Annotated in this window: 12 protein-coding genes and 1 pseudogene; 8 read left to right on the top strand and 5 right to left on the bottom strand. The window is 69.4% G+C overall.

What is annotated here, in order from left to right:
• Positions 1-317: 317 nt before the first annotated feature.
• Positions 318-1,544, bottom strand: coding sequence for an MFS transporter (locus RZ84_RS02685; protein WP_052229726.1), 1,227 nt, complete (start codon positions 1,542-1,544; stop codon positions 318-320).
• Between the two features lie 707 nt (positions 1,545-2,251).
• Between RZ84_RS02685 and RZ84_RS02690 the strand changes: the two genes are divergently transcribed.
• Positions 2,252-3,196, top strand: coding sequence for an ornithine cyclodeaminase family protein (locus tag RZ84_RS02690; RefSeq protein ID WP_043262941.1), 945 nt, complete (start codon positions 2,252-2,254; stop codon positions 3,194-3,196).
• Between the two features lie 201 nt (positions 3,197-3,397).
• Here RZ84_RS02690 and RZ84_RS02695 read toward each other — a convergent pair whose 3' ends face one another.
• The gene (locus RZ84_RS02695; RefSeq protein WP_052229727.1) at positions 3,398-4,966 is read right to left on the bottom strand and encodes an AMP-binding protein; all 1,569 of its coding nucleotides are present in this window, start codon (positions 4,964-4,966) and stop codon (positions 3,398-3,400) included.
• Positions 4,967-5,322: 356 nt separating this feature from the next.
• On the bottom strand, positions 5,323-6,423 hold the full coding sequence (locus RZ84_RS02700; RefSeq protein WP_157878756.1) for a cytochrome P450: 1,101 nt from the start codon (positions 6,421-6,423) through the stop codon (positions 5,323-5,325).
• A 618-nt stretch (positions 6,424-7,041) separates the two neighbouring features.
• On the opposite strand from RZ84_RS02700, the gene RZ84_RS02705 reads away from it, so the two are divergent.
• Entirely contained in the window at positions 7,042-7,497 is a 456-nt protein-coding gene (locus tag RZ84_RS02705) for a DnaB-like helicase N-terminal domain-containing protein (protein ID WP_043262943.1), read from the top strand.
• Between the two features lie 223 nt (positions 7,498-7,720).
• Here the strand turns inward: RZ84_RS02705 and RZ84_RS02710 are convergent, their stop codons facing one another.
• Positions 7,721-8,863, bottom strand: a complete 1,143-nt coding sequence (locus tag RZ84_RS02710; RefSeq protein ID WP_043262944.1) for an ROK family transcriptional regulator — start codon at positions 8,861-8,863, stop codon at positions 7,721-7,723.
• Between the two features lie 88 nt (positions 8,864-8,951).
• Between RZ84_RS02710 and RZ84_RS02715 the strand changes: the two genes are divergently transcribed.
• Together RZ84_RS02715 and RZ84_RS02720 are read left to right on the top strand one after the other, a co-directional pair.
• Positions 8,952-10,247 carry a DUF1479 domain-containing protein gene (locus tag RZ84_RS02715; RefSeq protein ID WP_043262945.1) on the top strand — a complete coding sequence of 432 codons (1,296 nt, stop codon included), beginning with the start codon at positions 8,952-8,954 and terminating at the stop codon, positions 10,245-10,247.
• A 422-nt stretch (positions 10,248-10,669) separates the two neighbouring features.
• Positions 10,670-11,848, top strand: coding sequence for a bile acid:sodium symporter family protein (locus tag RZ84_RS02720; protein WP_078893530.1), 1,179 nt, complete (start codon positions 10,670-10,672; stop codon positions 11,846-11,848).
• A 54-nt stretch (positions 11,849-11,902) separates the two neighbouring features.
• On the opposite strand, the pseudogene RZ84_RS37815 reads toward RZ84_RS02720, so the two are convergent.
• A pseudogene (locus tag RZ84_RS37815) lies at positions 11,903-12,024 on the bottom strand (IS5/IS1182 family transposase); the annotation flags it as partial.
• A gap of 614 nt (positions 12,025-12,638) precedes the next feature.
• On the opposite strand from RZ84_RS37815, the gene RZ84_RS02725 reads away from it, so the two are divergent.
• From RZ84_RS02725 to RZ84_RS02740, 4 genes are all read left to right on the top strand, one after another.
• Positions 12,639-13,511, top strand: coding sequence for an isocitrate lyase/PEP mutase family protein (locus RZ84_RS02725; protein ID WP_043262946.1), 873 nt, complete (start codon positions 12,639-12,641; stop codon positions 13,509-13,511).
• A gap of 1,013 nt (positions 13,512-14,524) precedes the next feature.
• Positions 14,525-15,097, top strand: a complete 573-nt coding sequence (locus tag RZ84_RS02730) for a sensor histidine kinase (protein ID WP_206743087.1) — start codon at positions 14,525-14,527, stop codon at positions 15,095-15,097.
• Between the two features lie 95 nt (positions 15,098-15,192).
• Positions 15,193-15,852 carry a response regulator gene (locus tag RZ84_RS02735; RefSeq protein ID WP_043262948.1) on the top strand — a complete coding sequence of 220 codons (660 nt, stop codon included), beginning with the start codon at positions 15,193-15,195 and terminating at the stop codon, positions 15,850-15,852.
• A 185-nt stretch (positions 15,853-16,037) separates the two neighbouring features.
• Entirely contained in the window at positions 16,038-16,838 is an 801-nt protein-coding gene (locus tag RZ84_RS02740) for an alpha/beta fold hydrolase (RefSeq protein ID WP_241777527.1), read from the top strand.
• The last annotated feature ends 409 nt before the right edge of the window (positions 16,839-17,247 follow it).

A 17,247-nucleotide genomic window follows, 5' to 3' on the forward strand; every position in this document is an offset into this window, starting at 1 on the left:
CCTCACCGTCGGGGGCCGCCTGTCCACAGACGCTCCACGGCGCGGGAGCCGGGTGGGGGCGGTTGCGGCAGTGTCGCGCTCAGCCGGCGCCCCGCGCGCCATGGACGCAACGCCTGACGCTCGCCGATCTCGCAGACCTGAACGTGAACGTCGCGCCCGAACGGCTCACGCGGCGTGGTCCGTCCGGCCCCCGCGGCATCGGTCAGAACGTAGGAGTCGGGAAGAGGGTGGCAGCAAGGGGCGGTTCTGACCGAGGTCGGCGGAGCGGTCCGGGCCGGTGTCCTGTGCCGCCTGCGGTCACTGGACGGATCGGCGGGTCAGCGACGCGCGGTGCCCCGGCTCGACCGGTGTGACTGTGGCCTTGTCGCGGCCCGCGTCGCCTGCGCCGCAGGCAGCAGCCGCTCGACGAGCAGTACCGCGCAGGCCCCGGTAGTCAGCAGTCCGCCCATGAGGAAGGTGCCGCGAACGCCGGCGAGCGGGAGGGCCAGTGCCCCCAGTGCGGCGCCCGCCGCGATACCGGCGTTGTAGACACCCGAGTTGGCCGCGAGTGCGAGATCCGTGCGGCCCGGCGCGCAGCGCAGCATCTCGTTCTGGGTGGCCATGAACACCGGCCCGAGTGCACCGCCCATCAGCACCAGGAACACCACCGCCGCCACGGGATCGGCACCTGCCGCGTACAGGCCGAGCATGCCCACCGCCTGCGTGGCGATGGCAGTGGTCAGAGTGTGGTGCGGAATGCGGTCCAGCAGCGCCCCGGTGATGCTCACCCCGGCCAGGCACGCGACACCGAAGGCCACGAGCAGGACACTGACCGTGCTCTGGGAGAACCCGCTCACGTCGCCCAGGAACTTGACGATGTAGGTGAATCCTGCGAATGCGCCGGTTGCCGACAGGGCCCCGGCCGTCAGCACGGTTCCGAACCGGCGGGCGCCGGGGTGGGTTCCGTAGGCGGCGTGTCCTTCTTCCGGGCGCGAAGTCGGCAGCAGAACGGCGATCGTCACGAGGGAGATGAGCCCCAGGCCCGCCAACGCCGCGAGTGGCACCGGCCAGTCGCTCCGCTGACCCAGCCAGGACCCGGCGGGAACACCGAGTACGAGGGCGAGCGAGCCGGCGACGGACAGTGCCCCGACCACACGCCCGCGTACCTCGGGCCGGAACAAGCCCACCGCGGTCGGCCCCATGACGGCCCAGAACAGGGCCTGCGCGAGTGCGGTCAGCAGCCGGGCCGCAAGCAGCACCCAGTAGGAGGTGGCCGACGCCGCGACCAGACTGGACACGATGAGCGCGGCCAGCAGCCCGGTGAGCACATGACGTCGGGGCATGGCCCGTGTGATGTGGGCCAGCGGTAGGGATGCCACGGCGACCGTCACGCCGTAACCGGTGACCAGGTAGCCGACCGCCGGCACCGACACCCGTAGGCCCCGTGAGATGAGTTCCAGGAGGCCGACCGGAAGATTCTCCGCGGTGTTGAAGGTGAAGGCGGCCAGCATCAGGGCCGCCAGCACCGCCGACCTGCGCCATGGAGCCGGCTGTGTCGTGACCATACGGCCTCTTCCTGTCCTCGACCGTCCCGCCTGTGCCGACCGCGGCACGACCGAGCCGTTTTCCCCGTACGCACGATGCCGCGGGTACGGAACCCGTCACCGCCGCGCGGCCGTTCACCAGCTCACGCGAACAGGCAAGGGGACGGCAACTGGTTAACCCGTGCCAGGCGGTGCCAACGGCGTCGACCACATCGCGTGGCCGGTGGGTGCACCGGCCGATGCCGTTGTCCTGGCCGTCTGCTCCGTGCCCGTGGATGACAGGCCCGGGTGGTCGGCGTAGTCGGCCGGATCGGCCCACGCCGGGTACGTACCGTGCACCGCCCGGTCGTTGCACGCATGTCGTGGGCGGCCGGCACGGTTGTCACGGCCGGCTGGTGACGCCGTCGAGGTGCCAGGACCGTGCCGTCCGGCGAACCGTCAATGTGTCGCCGGCTCTCCGTTCACCATCGACTGTCCTACCAACTACCTTGCTGGGCCTCAACTTTGGGCAATCCTGGGCTTGGGCAGGCGCGGAGAGGTCCAAGGCCGGTGGTGGATGGAGGGCGGGTGCCCTCGACCGGCGGTTCGGGGCTGCCGGGGCAGGCCGCAGCGCACGCCGCATGGCGAGAAGGGAGGAACGCCCCGCAGGAGCCCTTCTCCCTTCCGCCCGCGCACCGGTCCGTCGAAGATCACGCATCCGCGCTCCGGGCCGGGGCAGACTCGGCAGTATGAGCGCCACTCCCCCTGTTCCCCACCTGCCCCGGATCATCGACGAGCCCGGTCTGCTGCACGCACTCCCGATGGCCGTGGCCATCGACGCACTCCGAGCCGCGCTGCGCGACGGGCCGGATCCCGAAGCCGATCCGCCGCGCACCATCGTGCCCGTCGAGCACGGCCAGTTGCTCCTGATGCCCGCGCACCGCAGCCGCTACGCGGGCGTCAAGGTGGCCACCGTCGCCCCGGACAACCCGGCCGCCGGGCTCCCCCGCGTGCAGGGCCAGTACCTGCTCTTCGACGCCGTGACCCTCACCCCGGTCGCACTGCTCGACGGGATCGCACTGACCACCGTGCGCACTTCGGCCGTCTCGGCCCTCGCCGCCGACCTGCTCGCCGTCCCCGAGGCCGGCCGCCTGGTGGTGTTCGGCACCGGCCCCCAGGCCCGCGGCCACCTGGACGCGCTGCGCGTGGTGCGTCCCCTCACCCACGTGACCGTCGTGGGGCGCACCCCCGCGCACGTCGAGCGGTTCGTCGAGGCGGCCCGCCGGGACACCGGCCTGACCGTCGAGGCCGGCGACCCGTCCGCCGTCGCCGACGCCGATCTCGTCGCCTGCTGCACCACTGCCCGCACCCCGCTGTTCGACGGCGCCCTGCTCCCGTCGCACGCCACGGTGACCGCGGTCGGCTCCCACGAACGCGGTAGCCGCGAGGTGGACGGCGCCACCGTCCTGGGCAGCACCGTCGTGGTCGAGTCCCGGGCCGCCGCGGCCCGCGAAGCCGGCGATCTCATCCCGGAACTGGACAGCGGCCGGCTCGCCCAGGAGGCGCTGGTGACGCTCGCCGACCTGGCCTCCGGAGCCGCCGTTGCGGCCCCGGACCGCCCCCGCCTCTTCAAGAGCGTCGGCATGGCCTGGGAGGACCTCGCCATCGCGGGCGCGGCCTACGAAGCCACCTGACGGCGACGGCACGCGTAACGGCCGTTACGGCGGCCCTGGTGAAGTGCCGGGGCCGCCGTGCCGATGGCGCGTGCCCCCGGCCGAAGCCGAGGGCCGGGGCGTGCGGCGGCGTGCGGGCGTCGACACGGCGGAGCGGTATCCGCACCCGAAGGGCCGCCGAGGCGGTCGCCGTGCCGGAGGAGACCGCAGCCTGATGTGTGGCTAGTGGGCGCTGAGCATGGTCCGCAGCCGCTTCTTGTCGGGCTTGCCGACGGGGGTGAGCGGGATGTCCGGGACGATGTGCACGGCGGCCGGGGCGCTCAGCGCGCCCTTGCGCTCGGTGACGAAGTCCCTGAGCGTGCCGTGCTCGGGGCGGTGCCCGGCAGCCGGGACGACCGCGATGTGCACTTCCTCGGTGGCGTCCGCGCCGCGTACGCCGAAGACCGCGCAGTGGGCGATCGCCGGGTGGGTGAGCAGCAGGTCCTCCAACTCGTGGGTGTAGACATGGCCGCCGACCACGATGATCATGTCCTTGAGGCGGTCGACGATGTAGAGGTAGCCGCCCTCGTCGAGATAGCCCACGTCACCGGTGTGCACCCAGCCGTCGCGCAGTACCTGCGCCGTGAGGTCGGGGCGCCGCCAGTATCCGGTCATGGCCTGCCCGGAGCGCACCCGTACCTCTCCGACCTGCCCGGTGGGCACGGGTCTGCCGTCGTGGGCGTCGTGGATGGCGATGTCGACGCCGGGAATCGCCCGTCCGACCGTGGCCTGCCCGTCCTGGGCCAGGTCCTGGTGTTCCTCTGGTCCGATGACGGTGACGGCGCCCGCTTCGGACTGCCCGTATCCGCCGTACAGGACCGTCCCGAACACCTCGTGGGCTCGGCGCAGACGGGAGGCGGAGGCGGCGCAGCCGCCGTAGCTGATGCGGCGGATGCTGCTCAGGTCGGTGGCGGCCAGGGCGGGGTGGTCGAGGAGCCGGTAGATCAGCGGTGGCAGCAGCCACAGGTGCGTGATCCGCTCCCGCTCCACTGTCGTGAGGACGTCGCCCGGGTCGAACTCCCGGTGCAGGACCACCGATCCGCCCGCCAGCAGGGTGGCGTCGGCGATGTTGCCCGCGACGTGGGCGAGGGGAGTGCAGGCCAGGAAGCGGGGCGGCGCGCCGGCGCCGACGGAGCCGAAGGGAAGCATGTCCTGGTACGGGCCGTGCGGCATCCGTACGCCCTTGGGGACGCCCGTGGTGCCTCCGGTATGGCGTATGCACCAGTCGTCCTCGGGGCGGGCGGCGCCGGGCATCGGGTCGGCCGGGTGCCGCGCGGCGCGCGCGAGCAGGTCCTCGCCCAGCGGGCTGGGTCCGAAGGCGTACACCTGCGGCGGGCGGGCCCGGCTCAGTAGCCGCTCGGCGGCTTCCTGCCAGTCCGGCTCGACGACCAGCAGGTTGGTGTCGACACTGCGGGCGATCTTGGCCAGGGCGTCGGGGGCCATGCCCTGGTAGAGGGAGACCACCCTGGCGCCCAGGAGGTTGGCGGCGTAGCGGGCGGCCAGCACCTCGGGGCGGTTACCGGCGAAGAGCGAGACGGTGCTGCCGCGCCCGATGCCCTGGGCGGCCAGCTCCCGGGCGAAGCGGTACACGGTGTCGAGGAGTTCTCCCGCGGTCACCTGCCGGCCGTCGGCGGCGGTGATCACCGGCTGGGAGCGGTGGCCGGACAGGACGTCGGCAATGGCCTCGACGTAGCAGCGGAAGGCGGTGCGCGGAGCGGATTTCACCGGAGACGCAGGGAAATTGGGACGCATGGAGTATCTCTCCCTACTTTGTAGGCGGCTGCTACTGATGATGGGGAACGCTACCTTCCGGTAGGTCCGGGGAGGCTAAGCGTTAATGAACAGCGGGTAAGGACTGGGGTCGGCGCGCCACCGCCGTTCGCCTGTGCACGTCCGCCCTGCTCCCGGCGGCCTTCGCGCCAGGTCCGGTCCACGTCCTCGGTGGCCTCGTCCCCGGCACCGCCGCTCGGCCGCTCCCCGGACGTGCGCGCTGTGGCTCCCCACTGGTAACCGGCCGGCACGGGCGCCGGCCTCGATCGGCCGTCTTCCCCCAGGGCCGCAGAGACGAAGCCGCCCCAGACCAGCGGGCGTTCCTGGGATGCTGTGCTCTACCGGTCCCAAGTGAGGGGTAGGTCGATGAGGCCGCGCACGGTACCGGTCGATGTCCAGCTCAGTCCACGGTCTTCGACAGCGGGCCGCAGGCCCGGCAAGTGGGTCAGCAGTGTGGTCAGCGCGACGCGTAGTTCGGCGCGCATGAGTGCGGCCCCCAGGCAGTGATGCGGGCCGAGGCCGAAGGAGAGGTGGCGTGGCCCGGTGCGGGTGGGGTCGAACCGGTTGGGTGCCTGAAACACGTTGGAATCGCGGTTGGCCGGACCGAACGCCACCGCCGTGCGGACACCGGCAGCGTCGACGCGGGTCATACCGACAGTGATGGCGGGGCTGAACCGCAGCGTCTCTTCGACCGTCGGGTCCAGGAGGGCGGGTTCGGCGATGAGCCCGGCCATCCAGTGCTGATGCGCGAACAGGCACATCAGGGCGTTGGCGAGTTGGTTCGCGGCGAGGATGTGGCCGTCGAAGAACAGCGAGGCCGCCAGCCCCTTCAGCTCGTCGGCCTCCAGGGCACCGCTGCGGTGTACCCCGAGCAGGTCCCGTAGAAGTCCGGGGTGGACGTCGTGATGGTCAAGCAACTCGCCGACGGCACTGTGCAGGGCCAACTCCGCGCGGTACAGAGCCACCCCGTCGGCATCGGGTCTCTGCGACCGGGCACACGACCGGCGATACAGCGTCTGCCGCGCATGTTCCGGTACGCCCAGCAGGTCACAGTGCACGGCGTAGGCGAACGGGACGCAGAACTCCGCCAGAGCATCACGGCACGGACCCGCCGCGCGCATGCCTTCGGCCAGGGCGCGGGCTCGGTACTCCATCGCCGGCAGTCGCCGCTCGACCGCGCGGTGGGAAAAGGCGGCGCTCAACAGCGCCCGAACCCGGGTGTGCTGCGGCGCGTCCATGTCCGTCACCGACATGGCGGACGCGGGCCCGGAAGGCACCTGGAGCAAAGACGCCCGGCGCTGGCGCGGATCAACGAGGAACCGTCGCGCCTGCTCGTAATCCGTGATCAGTCGGCGGTCGTCGCCGGGCGGCCCGGTCAGGATGACGCGCCGACCCGCCAGCACGAACGCGCGGCCACCCGCGCCACGGACCGTCGACACCGCACCTCCCCGGGATGTCAAGACCACCACCTCCCCGGGATGCAAGACCACCACCATGCTTCCAGATCACCACGTTGCTCCCGGCGAACTGCCCCGGACACTCCCCTCACGAACCGGGCGGCCTCGATGGCTCGTTCAGCATCGAGCTAACCATCTTGGGGGTGTGTGTTGGGTGTGCCGGCCTGGCGATTTGGCTGGTGGGTAGTCGGCAGAACGGCTGCCGGGCACGCACCCCCTTCGGCGTGGTAGCGCACCGGCCTTCGACAAGCCCGCTCCGCGGGAGCCAGGAGCTCGGCAACGCCCGTTGAACACCCTGGCTCCGGCGGCCAGCGCTACTGCACTGGCTCAGCGGCTGGTCTTGACCGATCGGCTGCTGCCCCCTCGTATCCCTGCGGCTCGGAATGCCGCGGGCCGCGCCGGCCGTGCTGTACGGGCGGCCCGCTCCACTACCCGCCGCTGGGGAATCGGACAGCGCGGTCCGATCCGCTCGTGCGCGAAACCGCGGACGGGTTGCCATGCCCGCCAGAAGGTTTCGACGCTTCCGTGGTGCCCCTCCGCTCGTTGCTCATGGCGGGGTCGGCCACCGCCGACCGCCATCGAGCTCAGAGGACCAGGACCATGACCACACTCACCGCCATGCCCGCCCCGGCGGACAGGGAAGCCGCGCAGCGCGCCCGGGTCGGCCGGATGCTCGTCGCCCCCGATTCGATCCCGGAGACGGCCGCTGCCCTGCTGCCGGAGGACCTGTCGGGCCCGCTCGCCGTCGTCTACGTCTCGGTGCTGGCCGTGCACGCGGCCGGGGAGCCGGTCGACGCGATCACCGTCGGCGTGCATCTGCATCGCCGGGGACGGTTCGCCGAAGTCGGCGGAAGCGCCTACCTCACTGCGCTCGCCCAAGCCGGGACGGGCACAGCCGCGTTGGAGGCGTCGCCCACGTTCGATCGGCCGGCGGACGTGGTCCCGATGCGTGTGCCCGCCCAGGTCGCCACAGCCTGCCGCCCTTCACCGCCGTCCAAGGAACTGACCGAGGTCTGGGACAAGGTGATCGCCGAGTTCGTTGCCGCCGTTCAGTGACGCGTAACTCAGCGCGATGCTCGAACTGTTGCAAATTCATGAAACGGGACACGTCCAGGGCCGAGGGCGTGCCGTCGCGCCGTTTCATACGACCGCCTAGGAAACGGCGGTCCGGTCGTTGCTCCCCTCCAACGCCGAGCCAAGAGAGGGAAGACGGCCCGGCCTGGCAGTCATGACGTGGGAACGGTTGGCTTTCGCAGCCGGCCGTTTGCGCGGGTCGCGGTCAGCTGTCGGTGGCTGGGTGCGCGGAGTGGACCACGAGGGACCGCAATTCCTCGACGGCGCGGGTGCGTGCTCCGGCCAGTTCGGGGGCCGTCATCTCGGCTGCGGCGAGGCGGACCGGTCGTGGGCTGTGGCTGAAGTGCCGGTCGATGGCGGCAATGATGTGGGGGTGGCTGCCCCATTCGCCGCCGATGACGATCAGCTCGGGGTCGGTGAGGGAGACGGCGGCCGACAGTACACCGCCGATCGCACGGGCCAGGGCGGTCCGTGTCCGGTGCGCCGGTTCGTCGTCGCCTGCGGTCGCCGACTCCAGGGCCGCGACATCGATGGCTGTGGATGCAGGCCGGCGCAGGCCGAGGGTGGCGAACACCTCCGTCAGCGGCATCGCGGCGCCGTCCGGGCCGACCGTGTAGAGGTGGGCGATCTCGCCGGCCAGCCCGTGGTGTCCGCGCCGGACCGCGCCGTCCTGGACCACGGCACAGCCCAGCCCCTCGCCCAGGTGGACGTAGACGAAGTCATCGATGTCTGCGGCGCGGCCGCTGTGGCCTTCGGCGCGTGCCGCCCAGTTGATGTCGTTGTCCACCAGGACGGGTCCTGCGACGAGCGGGGACAGTACCGCCACCGGGTCCAGGTCGCCGACCAGGAAGGGTGCGTCCGGTAGTTGGACGAGCCGGCCGGTGGCGCGGTCGACGGGGTCGGCGGCGCTGATCACCGCCGTGCGCAGTCCGCCGGCACACGATGACCGGAGTCGGGTGGTGACCGCGGCCAGTGCCTCGGCGGCCCGGTCCGCTCCCGGGGTCCGCCCCAGCTCGGCGTGGGCCTGCCCGGTGACCTGCCCGTGAGCGTCGACCACTTCGGCCGTCACGCCGCGCGGAGTGATGCCGGCGACCAGCGCGGCACCGAACGTCGGCGCGAGGGAGTAGTACAGGCCGGCTCGCCCGCGCCCCGTGGTGCGTTCACCGGTGTCGATGACCAGTCCCGCCTCGCTCAGGCGCTGGACGCTGTCCGAGACGGTCGGCTTCGAGAGGCCGGCGCAGGCCGAGATCTCGGCGCGGGTCAGACGGGGATGGTCCATGAGCGCGCTCAGCACGTGCTCGTCGGTCAGGGCACGCAGCATTTCGAGGGAGGGCTTGGAAGGGGCCATGCACTCATTCTAGTAAGGAGTCTTGCCTAAATATGAGGGTCGCGTTACCGTGGATTTAGTAAGGAGCTCTCACTAAAGGAGTCGAGCGATGAGGCTCGCCGCTGACCAGCAGCTTTCCCCCACCGTGCCGCACTGGGAGCAGACCCCGGAGGACCTTCGGGCCGCCATCCGCGAGATCAAGCCCGCGCTGCGAGCCCGTATCGAATCGTCGGGGCGCACCGTGCGGGAGGTCTTCACGGCCGTCGAGGAACGGATCAAGGCCCGGATCGCGGAAATCGCGGCAGATCAGGAACGCGGCGAGGAGGTGTGGCCGGTCCTCGACTACGACGCGATACGGGGCGGCACCGTCACCCCCGCCCAGTTGGCCAAACTCAAGCGCCGCGGCTGCCTGGTGGTCCGTGGGCACTTCCCCCGCGAGCAGGCCCTGGCCTGGGACGCCGGCATCGTCGACTACGTCGAGCGCAACGCGTTCTTCGAGAACTACGCGGGCCCCGGCGACGACTTCTTCGGCAGCGTCGGCTCCAAGCCCGAGATCTATCCCGTCTACTGGTCGCAGGCCCAGATGCAGGCCCGCCAGTCGGAGCGCATGGCCACCGTGCAGTCGTTCCTCAATTCCTTCTGGAAGCACACCGCGGCGGACGGCACCGAGTGGTTCGACCCGGACCGCGGCGCCGTCTACCCGGACCGCATCCGGCGCCGCCCGCCGGGCAGCAACTCCGCGGGCCTGGGCACCCACTGCGACCCCGGCACCCTCGACCTGTGGATGACCGAGGAATACCAGAAGGCGTTCCGCCACCTCTTCGACGGCACCGCCGAGCAGTACGACCCGTGGGACGCGGCCCACCGCACCACCGGCCCCCAGTACCCCGGCTCGACGATGTGCTCCGCCTTCCGCACCTTCCAGGGGTGGACAGCGCTGTCCGACATGGACAACGACCAAGGCGTCCTGCACACCGTCCCCATCCCCGAGATCATGGCCTATCTGCTGCTCCGCCCCCTCCTGCCGGACGTCCCCGAGGACTCGATGTGCGGTGTCACGGTCAACCAGGTCTTCCCGGTGACCAAGCGCTGGCACCCGCTCCTGTACCGCGCGCTGGTCCCCGTCCCCGACGTCAAGGCGGGCGACTCGGTCTGGTGGCACTGCGACATGATCCACAGCGTGGCCCCGGTGCAGGACCAGAAGGGCTGGGGCAACGTCATGTACATCCCCGCCGCCCCCTGGTGCCCGCGCAACGAGCGCTACGCCGTCGAGGTCCGCGAGGCGTTCGTCACCGGCTCCAGCCCCGGCGACTTCCCCGCCGAACACCACGAACGCAACTGGACCGGCCGCTTCACTCCCGACGACCTCAACGAGACCGGCCGCCGCGGCATAGGGCTCGATTGAGGCGCCCCCTTCGCGGGCACCCGCCTGTGCCGGACGACGACACATCCCACGGCTTCAAAGAAGCCGTGGGGATGTGGTTTGTCTCCGCTGGGGAGTTGGACCAATACCCCACAGATCACGCCGCTCACCGCCGCCGAATTGGCGTGGCCACCACGTAGTCGCAGCTGGGAGGCGCTGCCACCCTGGCGCGCCCCGGGCGCTCCAGGGGTTCACCCCCGCGACTTCGTCGCCCAGTCATGGCAACCGGCGACGGGACCCGTCGTTCATCGCCGTCTCATGCGTCTCATCGCCATCCCGCGCTTATCGCAATCCATGATGGCAGTCACCATGGTAAGCGGGGTTCCCGATCAACCTCGGACCCGGCACCCTGGAGAGGGACCCGTCCGGGCCACGACGTGAGCCACCGACTGCGAAGAGAGATCATGCGCCGCTCTGTGTTCCGCCTCCCCTCCTGGCTCCCCGTGGACGGCTTCCTCGTCGCGTTGGTGGGCACGGTCGGCCTGGCCGCGCTGCTACCGGCCGCCGGGTCCGCCGCCACCGTCGCGGATGGTGCCTCCACCGGGGCCGTCGCCCTGCTCTTCTTCCTCTACGGCGCCCGGCTCTCCACCAAGGAGGCGATGGACGGACTCCGCCACTGGCGCCTCCATCTGACCACCCTGGCCTGCACCTTCGTCGTCTTCCCACTCCTCGGCCTGGCCGCCCGCGCCCTGGTACCGCAGATCCTGACGCCCGCCCTGTACACCGGTCTGCTGTTCCTGTGCCTGGTGCCGTCCACGGTCCAGTCCTCCATCGCCTTCACCTCCATAGCGCGCGGCAATGTGGCGGCGGCGATCTGCGCGGGCTCGTTCTCCAGCCTCGTGGGCATCGTCCTGACACCGCTGCTGGCCGGGCTGGTGCTGCACGGTGCCGGCGCCGGGTTCTCGGCGCACTCCCTGGTCTCGGTCGCCGTCCAGCTGCTTCTCCCGTTCGTGGCCGGGCAGTTGCTGCGACGCTGGATCGCGGGGTTCCTCGCCCGGCACCGGAAGGTCCTCGGCCGGGTGGACCGTGGCTCGATACTGCTGGTCGTCTATGCCGCGTTCAGCGCCGGGATGGTCCAGGGCATCTGGCACCAGGTCTCCCCGCTGCGACTGCTGTGCCTGGTGGGCGTGGAGGCGGTGCTGCTGGCGGCCATGCTGACGGTCACCTCGTACGGCTCGCGGCTGCTCGGCTTCGAGCGGGGGGACCGGATCGCGATCACCTTCGCCGGTTCGAAGAAGAGTCTGGCCGCCGGGCTTCCCATGGCCGGCGTCCTCTTCGGCCCGCAGGCCGGCCTGGCAGTACTGCCGCTGATGCTCTTCCACCAGATGCAGCTGATGGTGTGCGCGGTACTCGCGAAACGGTACGCAGCACAGGCGAGCACCGACGAGCAGGCGAACGCTGACGAGCACGCGAACGCCGAGGAGCACGCGAAGGGAACGCAGGATGTGCCGGTCAACAGGGCGGCGCACAGGACGCAGAACGAGGCCGGAAACGCAACGGCGAACGGCACCGGATACGAGGCAGGGAACGGCACGGCCGTCGAAACGGCGCACGGAGCGGGCGCTGCCCGCCAGTTGCGGTAGGCCGGGTCAGCCCGCTCAGCCCGGTCAGCCACCGCCCTAGCCGCACGGCTCTCTCTTGCGAACCGGGTCCGCGCCCTCCCGTCGCAGCGCGGTGGTCAGCTTGCCGAACTGACGCGCACCCAGCCCGGTGAACAGGTCTACCAGGACGGCCGCGATGCCGTGATCACACCAGACACGACGAATTCATCTCACCCGCGATCGGCATTTACCGGACAGCCTTTAAGTATTTAGCTCCGCAACTTCGGCCAGCTGGCCCCGGCGAGACTGTCCAGCAACTCGTCAGCGAGAACGCCAGCATCAAAACCACCGCGTTCAGCAGCTGAACGCGAACACCACTCACTCCAGGAACCACTCGGAGACGCACCGTCCAGCCTTCGCTTCGCCGAGAAACGCATCGCCGACCCGAAAACCCAGCTCCTCGAACAACATGAATCGTGGGCCTTTCCTCGCGCCTCTACGTCGCGATCACGTACGCGACACATCAGCCCAGGCCAGAAGCCTCACAACCGTTTCGACAATCAACAAAGTCGACGGCTATCGTGAATCGCAGCTTCGGCACCAGGGCACCGACAGAGCTCAATGTCCGGTCCGACCAACCAGGGTCAGGCCAGGCCATCCACACGCAATTCTCTCCAGTTTTCCCAGAATTAACATAGAATTCATGAATATCGAATCCACGGCACATCAGCCGCCTCAAGTCGGCCCAAAAGTCGACCCGCGTAATACTCATGGATGACGATTCCCAACGTGTGCGTGTGCCATGGTGGGGATTCCTCAACAAGGAGGTTTCATGGAGCACGGGCGTCAACTTCGCGAGGAAATCACCCAGAACGGCACTACGCCGTTGATCGGCGTCTTCGACATGTTCTCCGCCTCGGTGGCGGCCCAGCACTACGACGGCATGTTCGTCTCCGGCTTCGGCTTCGCCGCCTCCCACTACGGCCTGCCGGATATCGGATTCATCGCCTGGCCCGACATCGTCGCCTTCGTGCAGCGGCTCCGGCTGGCCTTCCCGGAGCAGCACCTGCTCGTCGACATCGACGACGGTTACGTCGACCCTGAGACGGCCTGCCATGTCGTCCAGCAGCTGGAGGCGATCGGTGCATCGGGGGTCATCCTCGAAGACCAGCAAAGACCCCGACGCTGCGGCCATGTTGACGGCAAACAGGTGCTGCCGCTGGACACCTATCTGGAAAAGCTCGACATGGTCCTCGCCGCCCGCCGCGACCTGGTCGTCGTCGCGCGGACCGACGCCACGGAGGAGGCCGAGATCCTGCGCCGCGCCAAGGCACTGGCGGCCTCGGACGCTGATGTCATCCTCGTCGACGGGGTCCGCAGCGTGGACTGGATACGCAAGGTCCGTCAAGTCATCGGGGACAAACCACTGCTGTTCAACCAGATAGCAGGAGGCAAGTCGCCGCGACTGTCGCTGCCGGAGCTGAGCGAACTCGGTGTGAACGTGGCGATCTACAGCACTCCGTGCCTTTTCGCCGCCCAGAGCGCGATCGACCGGGCGCTGGAAGAACTGAAGAAGGCAGACGGCCGACTTCCGGAGTTCACCGCGGAGAGCGTGGGGGTGGCCGAGTCCCTGGCCCTACTGGAGAAGAACATCAGCAGGCACCACAAACCGGCAGGTACCGCTACCCAGTTGGCCGTCGGCTGACGGCAAAGGCATCGGCGAAGGGGCTCCGGGCGTTCCCGGGGCCCCTTCGTGACCACGACGACGAGGGCGCCGTCGACAACACCTGGCCAAGAACCACGTCATCGGAAGACCTCGCGGGGACCACCACCCAACAGTGTGAGGAACTGGAGGCCGTGACCGGCGGGTTCGCAGCCCCACCCCTGACGACATCAAGGCCATCGCAGGGTGGTTTCGGACTGCGGCCACCCGGCTCGTCGAAGACGCGGTACCTCGCGCCCCTCCCCCACCCCATCGACGAAGCACAGTGCATGGTCAACCTGAGCACCGAGCCCTCCGACGGCTGCCCGGGCAGGCCGAGCGAGGCCGGCACTGTCGTCCTGGCTTGCTCCCACTACCTGATCTGACGTCAACTTGGCTGCGGATCGGGCCACTTGGAGGAGTTCTTGGGCCACTTGGAGAAGTTCTTCACGAACGCCTGCTACCGCCGCGGCATCCGGTGCTCGTGCTCCAACGCGCAGAACGCGTATGCCTTCCAGTCAACCGTGCCCGGTTCAAGGTGCGGCACAGAGAGCATCGGCCGGGCAGCGAACGCAGCGCCTTGAGACCGCCTTCCCGTGCACGCCGTAGCGCGACAGCTCCGCAGGCCGCCGCGGAGTCGCAGACTGCGGGCAGCGATGCCGGTGCCGGCGTGGTTGGAGGGGCAGGGGGGCGGGGGCAACCGGAAGGTGGATTCCCGGCTGGGATGGCGCGTCGCGAGCGGGTCGGGCCCGCGAAACCATTTTCTCGTGGCCGTGCTGATATCGACTGTGCTGATGTGCCGACCTTCTCGTGGGCTTCCCTACAGGGGTGATTCAGCGAGCCGGGAAACCTGGAGCGACGTTGCACGCGATTGTCACGTGCGCGTCCGAGCTTGATCTCCAGCGCACGCGGCAGAGCGCCCTGCTCCAGGGCAGCATGCGCCGAGGAGCAGTTCTGCGGCCGGCGCGAACGGTTGGCCCGGTAGATATCATGAGGGTGATGACTATCGGGTCTCGGTGATGATGTTCCAGACAGGTGCCGTAACCCTCCGTAGAGACGCCGCCGAGCCGATCAAACAGCGGCGCCGAATCGTGCTGTCCGCGGGCGAGAGTGCCATGAACGCACCGCGCGACATCATGACGGAATGGGAGAGCGCCATAGACGGCGCCGAGGACGTACCTGAGAGCACGGGGCCGATGCTTTCCGATCCAGCATCGCCGATAGCGATGTGCCGCCGTGCGGGCGTCAAGATCGGGGGGCATGTCCGACTCGCGCCGCCCCGCCCGGACCGGTCCGCACAGCGGCTCGCCTCCAAGGTGGTCAAAGAAGGCGTATTCAACGCGATGCGTCACACTCCCGATGCGACTGGGGCGAGCAAGATCACCCAATCCGACGGCGACGTGAATGTCACTGTGCGCGACGACCGCCGACCGAAGCGGGCATCACTCTGTCGGGCATCGGTCACGGACCGGGATGGCTGCGGCGGGAAAGTGAGAGAGGCGGTAGGGGACATCTATGCCGGTGCGGATACCGACGGTAGCCTCACGCTCACAGCCACTTTCCTGGACGGAAACCGCGAGGACAAATGAGGCGGAGATCCGCGGTGTGAGCATCTGTGATGACGACGAACGAGGACGGGACGGCATTTCTTCAATGACAGGCGCAGCGAGCACAAGAGGGACAGATGATCCAAGTAGTGATTGCCGACGACGAAGACCTGGTACGCAGCGGGATTCGCGTCATCCTGGAAGCGGCCGATGGGATCGGGGTGGTCGGAGAGGCCCGAGACGGCATGGAAGCCGTCTCACTGTGCGAGCAATTGCGTCCGGACGTGGCGCTCTTGGACGCCCACATGCCCGGCTGCGACGGTTTCGCCGCGACCCGACGCCTCATGGCGGAGCAGGACCCACCGCGCATCATCATCCTGACGGCATTCGGCATGGCTGAGAACCTCTTTCAGGCCATGGAAGCCGGAGCCTCCGGCTTTCTCTTGAAACATCTGAATCCGGCGCAACTGGTGCAAGCGGTCTTCGCCGCGGCGGTCGGCAACACGGTCCTGTCCTCGGACATCGCGAAGAAGGTCTTGACCAGATCGATCGTGGGCCGAGGGATGCCTTCCGAGAACTCGCGGAACGCCCTGTCGAAGTTCGGTCGCCGAGAGCGGGAAGTGCTGGCGCTTCTGGGGCAGGGCATGAGCAACCTCAGCATTTCCAAAGAACTGCATGTGAGCGAATCCAGCGTCAAAACTTACGTCTCCCGCATACTGACCAAACTCCAACTGGAAAACCGAACCCAGGCCGCGCTTCTGGCAGTTGAGCTGGGACTCTCCAACGGCAGCAACTGATCCCTGCCTGATCCTCCAGCCGTAGAGACGTGATCTTCACGGCCCCGCACCCGTGGGCGGCCGCATCGGCTTCAACGGCGCGCCATGCTCGCGGCCCCAGCCGGCGGAGACAAGGGCGGCAGGCCCACCGGCTCTGCCCCAGCACGCTGCACCCACCGTCGGCAACGCGGAATCGAGGACAGCCGGTGTCCGCCATCGTGACTAGCCTGATGCCCGAACAGCAGGGCAAGCATGAAATGAGGGCGGCCATGGCAGAGATCGTTCTGGTTCCCGGGTTCTGGCTCGGAGCGTGGGCATGGGAAGAAGTGACACCGGAGCTGAGGGCGGCGGGACATGACGTCTACCCGCTCACGCTGACCGGCCTGGCCGACCGGGCAGCCGAGGCCACGCCCGATGTGGACGTCTACACGCACACGGACGACATCGTCCGTCTCGTCGATGGCAACGGTCTGCGGGATGTGGTGCTGGTCGGGCACAGCGGAGCAAACCTGCCGGTTACTGGCGCCGCAGACCGGATCCCGGACCGGATCGCACGGATCGTGTATGTGGACACCGGACCGTTGCCCGGCGGCATGGCTGTGATCGACTTCAATGAGCCCCAGACACAGGAGGAGTGGCGCAAGCGGGTCGCGGAGGAGGGGGACGGCTGGCGGCTGCCGGTACCGCAGTTCGACCCGGCAGCGGATCCGGACAACCTGGCAGGACTCACCGGCGAACACCTCGCGCGCATAGCCGAGTTGGCCACACCCCAGCCGTTCGCGACCGCCACTCGCCCCCTGGACCGTCCCATCCCGCCGCCGGACACGCCCTGCTCGGTGATCGCCTCGACATTCACTCCCGAACAGGTACGCATGCTGGCCGACAGCGGCAACCCGGTCTTCGAGCCGATGGCCGGAATGGACCTGCACCACCTGCCGACCGGGCACTGGCCGATGTTCTCCCGGCCGATCGAACTGGCATCACTGCTGGCCGAGATCGCCCGCTGACCAGCGGCCACCCTCACCAGGAGCCCGCCCCGAGCCTCCTGGCAGCCGCGCGAATCACACCAGGACCGCCGGGCCATCGCACGATCCGTCGGACACCGCACCAGCCGGCGCCTCGCCCGAGCTCACCGGGCGAGGCGGCGGCTCCGGGCCACACAACCAGCACCACCCCACCATCGGCCGCGAGCGGCTCGGCGATCGCCGTCGCAGGCATCGTCGGCGTCTCCGCCAACAGTCCCCGGACCTGAAGCCTCCACAGCGCGTGCTCAGGGTCCGCCGGCCTGACGACCGAGGGACCCTGAGCACGGGGCGGGCTCGTGCCACGGCGCCCGTGCCGGACTGCCTGCGTCCACGACGATGGCCGGAGCTTGAGCGCCTCGGTGACCAGCTGCGCCAAGTCGTGTGAGAAGCC

The organism is Streptomyces sp. CT34 (assembly GCF_000805335.1).
Lineage (GTDB): Bacteria > Actinomycetota > Actinomycetes > Streptomycetales > Streptomycetaceae > Streptomyces.